We start from the raw sequence: 4985 nt of genomic DNA, 5'->3' as shown, positions 1-4985 counted from the left end.
GCTCTTCGGCCCCATCGGCAACATTCCACCTGCCGAGGCAGAAGCCGCTTACTATGCAAATCTCGCTGAGTCTGTCACTGTGGCATGACGCAAGCAAAACGGTCTCCGGAAAACCCGGGGCGGCTCACTCAAATGGCATACCCTGTCCGTCTCGCCCCAAGGCATCCTTAGTATCTAGTTGCGTCACGATCTGGAGACGATGCGGAAGCACCTGAAGGCTCGGAAGCCATATCCGCCAAGGCCGTTCAATCTCGCGAAGCGCGGTCTCAAAGAGGTCGCTGCGCCCGCAGCTTGAAAGGGCGTCCTGTCTGCGTCATGAGTTACCGTCTATCTAATAACCAATCTCGTATAGACCGCCTATTTGCACCCGAGCCGCACCGGGAGGACAAGCGCCGACGATGTATTCAGTAGAAGACATTCATGCATTGATGGCGATCAAAGGCACAAAGAAATGTTTTCGCTATATTGCGCTAGGCGACGTGGGGGCGCTGTTTGGTTTGATTGTTACACACCTCTTTCCGAATATCTTGCATGCGGTGAAGGACGTTTCAAGAGACTGTTCGGAACATTGGAGATTTTCACCTGCAAACTAGGTGGCATCCAGTCGTCAGTTGCTTCTTGTAGATGTGGACGTGTCTTTTAAAGCTTATGCGCAGACGACGACAGGCGGGGAACCATGCGTCAGTACGCCCAGCTATCCAGCTTGCGCTGCAGAGGTTGCCGTCGAAGCTAACGGGTTTGGCTCCGGATTAACAATCCAGGCAGTTCTTCTTGAAACACTCTCTGAGTAGGAAGCGGATGTCGAATGCACAAAAGTTTTACATCGACGGCGTCTGGGTCACGCCGTTGGGCGACGCGCGCCTCGCCGTTGTCGATCCGTGCACGGAAGAGGCGTTCGCGCAGATCGCGCTCGGCAATGCCGACGACGTGGAGCGCGCTGTGACCGCTGCAAAGCGCGCATTCGCGTCGTTTTCGCTGACGCCGCTGACTGAGCGCGTCGCACTGATTCGCAGCATACTCGACGCTTATGCGGCGCGTTACGACGAGATGGCCGATGTCATTTCGCGCGAGATCGGCGCGCCGAAAACGCTTTCGCATACATGGCAGGCCGCGCTCGGCAGACGTCACCTCGAAGAACTCCTACGTACCTGCGAACGCTTCGCCTGGCAGCGCAAGAAGGGCACGACCCTTGTCAATTACGAGCCCGTCGGCGTGGCCGCGCTCATCACGCCGTGGAACTGGCCGATCAACCAGATTGTCTGCAAGGCCGCCCCCGCGATTGCCGCCGGCTGCACGATGGTGCTCAAGCCAAGCGAGATCTCGCCGCTGAACGCCGTGCTGTTCGCCGAGATTCTCGATGCAGCAGGCGTGCCGCCGGGTGTGTTCAATCTTGTGAACGGCGACGGCCCGACGGTGGGCGCGGCGCTCTGCAGTCATCCAGATGTCGACATGGTGTCGTTCACCGGATCGACACGAGCGGGCGTGGAAATCGCGAAGCTCGCGGCGCCGACCGTCAAGCGTGTGCACCAGGAACTCGGCGGTAAGTCCGCAAACATTCTTCTCGACGATGTGGACCTGGAATCTGCCGTCACTTCGGGTGTCTACGAGTGCTTTGGCAACAGCGGCCAGTCGTGCAACGCGCCGACACGTATGCTGGTGCCCGCAGCGCTGCACGACGAGGCCGTGCGCATTGCACAGCATGCGGCGGCCTCTCACTGTGTGGGTCCCGCGAACGACGACCGCACCACGATGGGCCCTCTGGTGAGCGACGTGCAATACACACGCGTGCAACGGCTAATTAAAAAGGGCATCGAGGAAGGCGCACTGCTCGCAGCCGGCGGGCCGGGACGTCCCGACGGCCTGTCGCGCGGTTACTACGCGCGGCCCACGGTCTTCGCAAACGTCGACCAGTCGATGACGATCGCACGAGAAGAGATTTTTGGCCCAGTGCTCGCCATCATGCCGTACCGCGACGAGGAAGACGCGATCGCGATTGCCAACGATACACCGTTCGGACTTGCTGCATACGTTCAATCCGCAGATCGGGCGCGCGCCCAGCGGGTGGCGCTTCGGCTGCGCGCGGGCAGCGTGTATTTGAACTATCCGGCGTGGGACGCGGGATCGCCGTTCGGCGGATATAAGCAATCCGGCAACGGCCGTGAATATGGCGAGTGGGGTCTGGAGGCGTTTCTCGAAGTAAAGGCTATCGTCGGCTATGACGATCAGGCGGGACCCGGCACGGGCGGTGACGTTCACGCGTACTCAAGTGAAGACTCATTGGCCTCGGAGTATCCGAGGCGCTGGTTGAACGCGCCCAAGCCGTGATATCGCCTCAAGAAATATCTCCAGGAGCTCTGACATGAATTTTCCGGCTTCAGAGCATATCCAGTGGCTCGTGAGTCAATCAATGCTCCACCAGGTTCGGGCACGGGCACGCAGTTATGCGGGCCAAGCCAAGCTTTGGCTTCACCCCTATGCCGAGGCACGCCCGCGTGAGGTCTGCGCAAAGTCGTCTGTCTGGTTCACCGCGTACCCGGGCGCGGTTATAGCCGCGCCGGGACAATCGGTACTCCAGGCATTGGGAAGCGAGACACTGTGGCGTTCGCTGTCCTCGTTGGGCATTAGGGCCATGCACCCGGGTCCAACCAAAGTCGCCGGTGGTCTCAATGGCAAGCGCTTTACCCATTCGGTGGACGGCAACTTTGATCGCATCGGCCTAGAGATCGATTCCAGATTCGGCAGTAAAGAAGACTTCATAGCAATGAGTCGCATGGCGGCAGCGCACAACGCTGTTGTCATTGACGATATCATTCCTTTGCATACTGGCAAAGGCCCCGACTTCCGGCTCGCTGAGATGAATTACGGGGACTATCCGGGCCTCTACCACATGATCGAGATCATGCCTAGCGACTGGAACCTTTTACCAGACGTACCTGAAGGCAAAGATTCCATCAATCTGCCGGCTGACGTCGTCGACACCCTAAAAGGTAGGCGCTACATCGTTGGCCAACTTCAGCGGGTAATGTTTTTTGCGCCGGGCGTCAAGGAAACAGACTGGAGTGCAACCGCTCCTGTACTCGGCGTAGACGGCATAATGCGCCGGTGGGTATACCTTCACTACTTTAAGGAAGGTCAACCGTCACTGAACTGGCTCGACCCAACATTTGCAGCCCAACAAATCAGTATCGGTGATGCTCTGCACTCCCTAGATGTCCTCGGCGCACGCGGACTTCGCCTGGATGCCAACGGCTTTCTCGGCATCGAGCGAAGACCACACGGCAATGCGTGGTCGCAGAGCCATCCACTCGCGGTCGCGGCCAACCAGCTTCTTGCCGGGGCGATTCGTAAGGCCGGTGGGTTCAGCTTTCAGGAACTCAATCTCACGCTCGACGACATGGCGGCGATGTCCAAAAATGGCGCGGACCTGTCTTACGACTTTGTCACACGTCCTGCGTATCAGCATGCACTTCTGACGGGAGACACAGAGTTCTTGCGGCTGATGCTACGCAAGGCCCATCAGTACGGCATCGACCCGGCGTCTCTCATTCACGCGCTTCAGAACCACGATGAACTGACGCTGGAGCTCGTACATTTCTGGTCGCTACACGCTAACGCAACCTTTACCTTCCAAGGGCAGACATGGAACGGCAACTCCCTTCGAGAGCATATCCGGGAGAAGATGTACGAGCGCTTGTGCGGCGAGCATGCGCGCTACAATGTTCCTTTTGTGACAAACGGTGTGTCTTGCACGACAGTCAGCGTCATCACTGCGGCACTCAATATTCGGGACTTGGACGCCATAACGCCTAGGGACAGGGACAATATTCGACAAATTCATCTTCTTCTTGCGATGTTCAATGCTTTTCAGCCCGGCATTTTTGCGATATCGGGATGGGACCTTGTGGGTGCACTACCCTTACCCGTTGAGGCCGTCGAGGAGCGAACGACTGACGGAGACACGCGCTGGGTACAACGCGGTGCTTATGATCTCACAGGCGAAAACGGGCATGCATATGCATCCGAAGAAGGCATACCGCGCGCAGTGGCCTTGTACGGTACGTTGCCGGAGCAGCTCGCCGACCCCACCTCTTTCGCCTCACAACTCAAGCGTCTCCTCGCTGTGCGAGACTCGTATGGCCTTGCCTTAAGTAGGCAAATAGGGATTCCCGACGTTGTCGCGCCAGGCCTCCTAGTAATGATTCACGAACTTTCCGCAGGGAAAGAGACTCAGATTACAGCTCTGAACTTTGGTGCAAGCACCGTCGATGAGACTATTACTCTACGCTGCACCGCGCCAGGACCCGTCATCGACATGCTCGCCGATTCGGTTATCGGTCACCTCGACGAACTAGGTAAGCTGCGAATAGTGCTTGAGGGTCACCAAGGTGTATCACTGAGAATTGGGAGTTATCTTTCTAGTTGACTTGCATTAAGGGGGCACACCCGGCGATATCCAGGCAGTTGAATCAGACACTGCGCTTCAGAAATTAAATGTCCGTGGCGTTCCTGAAGTTTCTCTCGACGGCTCTGATGCAAATAGGTAAGGGGCTTGAGCAGTTTCATTCAGGAATGGGTAGCTTATCGCGCGGACAGGACCGCTGGAAGGGAGTTAACGTGCCACCGCACTAATGGAGCGCCCAATAATTTCTACCCAGCCGTGGCCGGATCTACTTCACGAACGCCTGTGGCTGCTCACTCCAACTGCCCAGCCCGGACCAGCCCGCGAAGCGGGCCGCAGCTGAGTCGCTGCTTCTCGCGCGGCAGCCTGAGCAAATTCCCAGTCGCGCTGCGTTTCATGCGCCAAGCATTCCGAATGAGCATAACACGGTCGCTCATGCAGCCGGATCACCTTTCTTGCCTAGAAGGTGTTATGCACTTTTGTTAAGGGCTGCAAAGTGGACGAGCATAAGGACGGAGAACACGACGAAATGCAGACCAGCCAAGGTTTCGGGCAATCGCTCGTAGTCTCTGGCCAGTCGCCGGAA

2 protein-coding genes and 1 pseudogene are annotated in these 4985 nt (G+C 57.7%); 2 read left to right on the top strand and 1 reads right to left on the bottom strand.

What is annotated here, in order from left to right; all coding sequences use genetic code 11:
• Positions 1–798: 798 nt before the first annotated feature.
• Together AB3X89_RS38840 and treS are read left to right on the top strand one after the other, a co-directional pair.
• On the top strand, positions 799–2325 hold the full coding sequence (locus tag AB3X89_RS38840) for an aldehyde dehydrogenase family protein (RefSeq protein ID WP_368587888.1): 1527 nt from the start codon (positions 799–801) through the stop codon (positions 2323–2325).
• 34 nt (positions 2326–2359) lie between these two features.
• The gene (gene treS, locus AB3X89_RS38835; protein ID WP_368587887.1) at positions 2360–4423 is read left to right on the top strand and encodes a maltose alpha-D-glucosyltransferase; all 2064 of its coding nucleotides are present in this window, start codon (positions 2360–2362) and stop codon (positions 4421–4423) included.
• Positions 4424–4868: 445 nt separating this feature from the next.
• On the opposite strand, the pseudogene AB3X89_RS38830 reads toward treS, so the two are convergent.
• Positions 4869–4985, bottom strand: a pseudogene (locus tag AB3X89_RS38830) (IS5/IS1182 family transposase); the annotation flags it as partial.

Source organism: Paraburkholderia sp. BR14320 (assembly GCF_040948665.1).
GTDB classification, from domain to species: Bacteria; Pseudomonadota; Gammaproteobacteria; order Burkholderiales; family Burkholderiaceae; genus Paraburkholderia; species Paraburkholderia youngii.
This window is presented reverse-complemented; position numbering and strand designations above follow the sequence as displayed.

Bases quoted from the DNA above. Each gene is read 5' to 3' on its own strand.
- treS (WP_368587887.1), top strand. From the start codon at position 2,360: ATGAATTTTCCGGCTTCAGAGCATATCCAGTGGCTCGTGAGTCAATCA.
- AB3X89_RS38840 (WP_368587888.1), top strand. From the start codon at position 799: ATGTCGAATGCACAAAAGTTTTACATCGACGGCGTCTGGGTCACGCCG.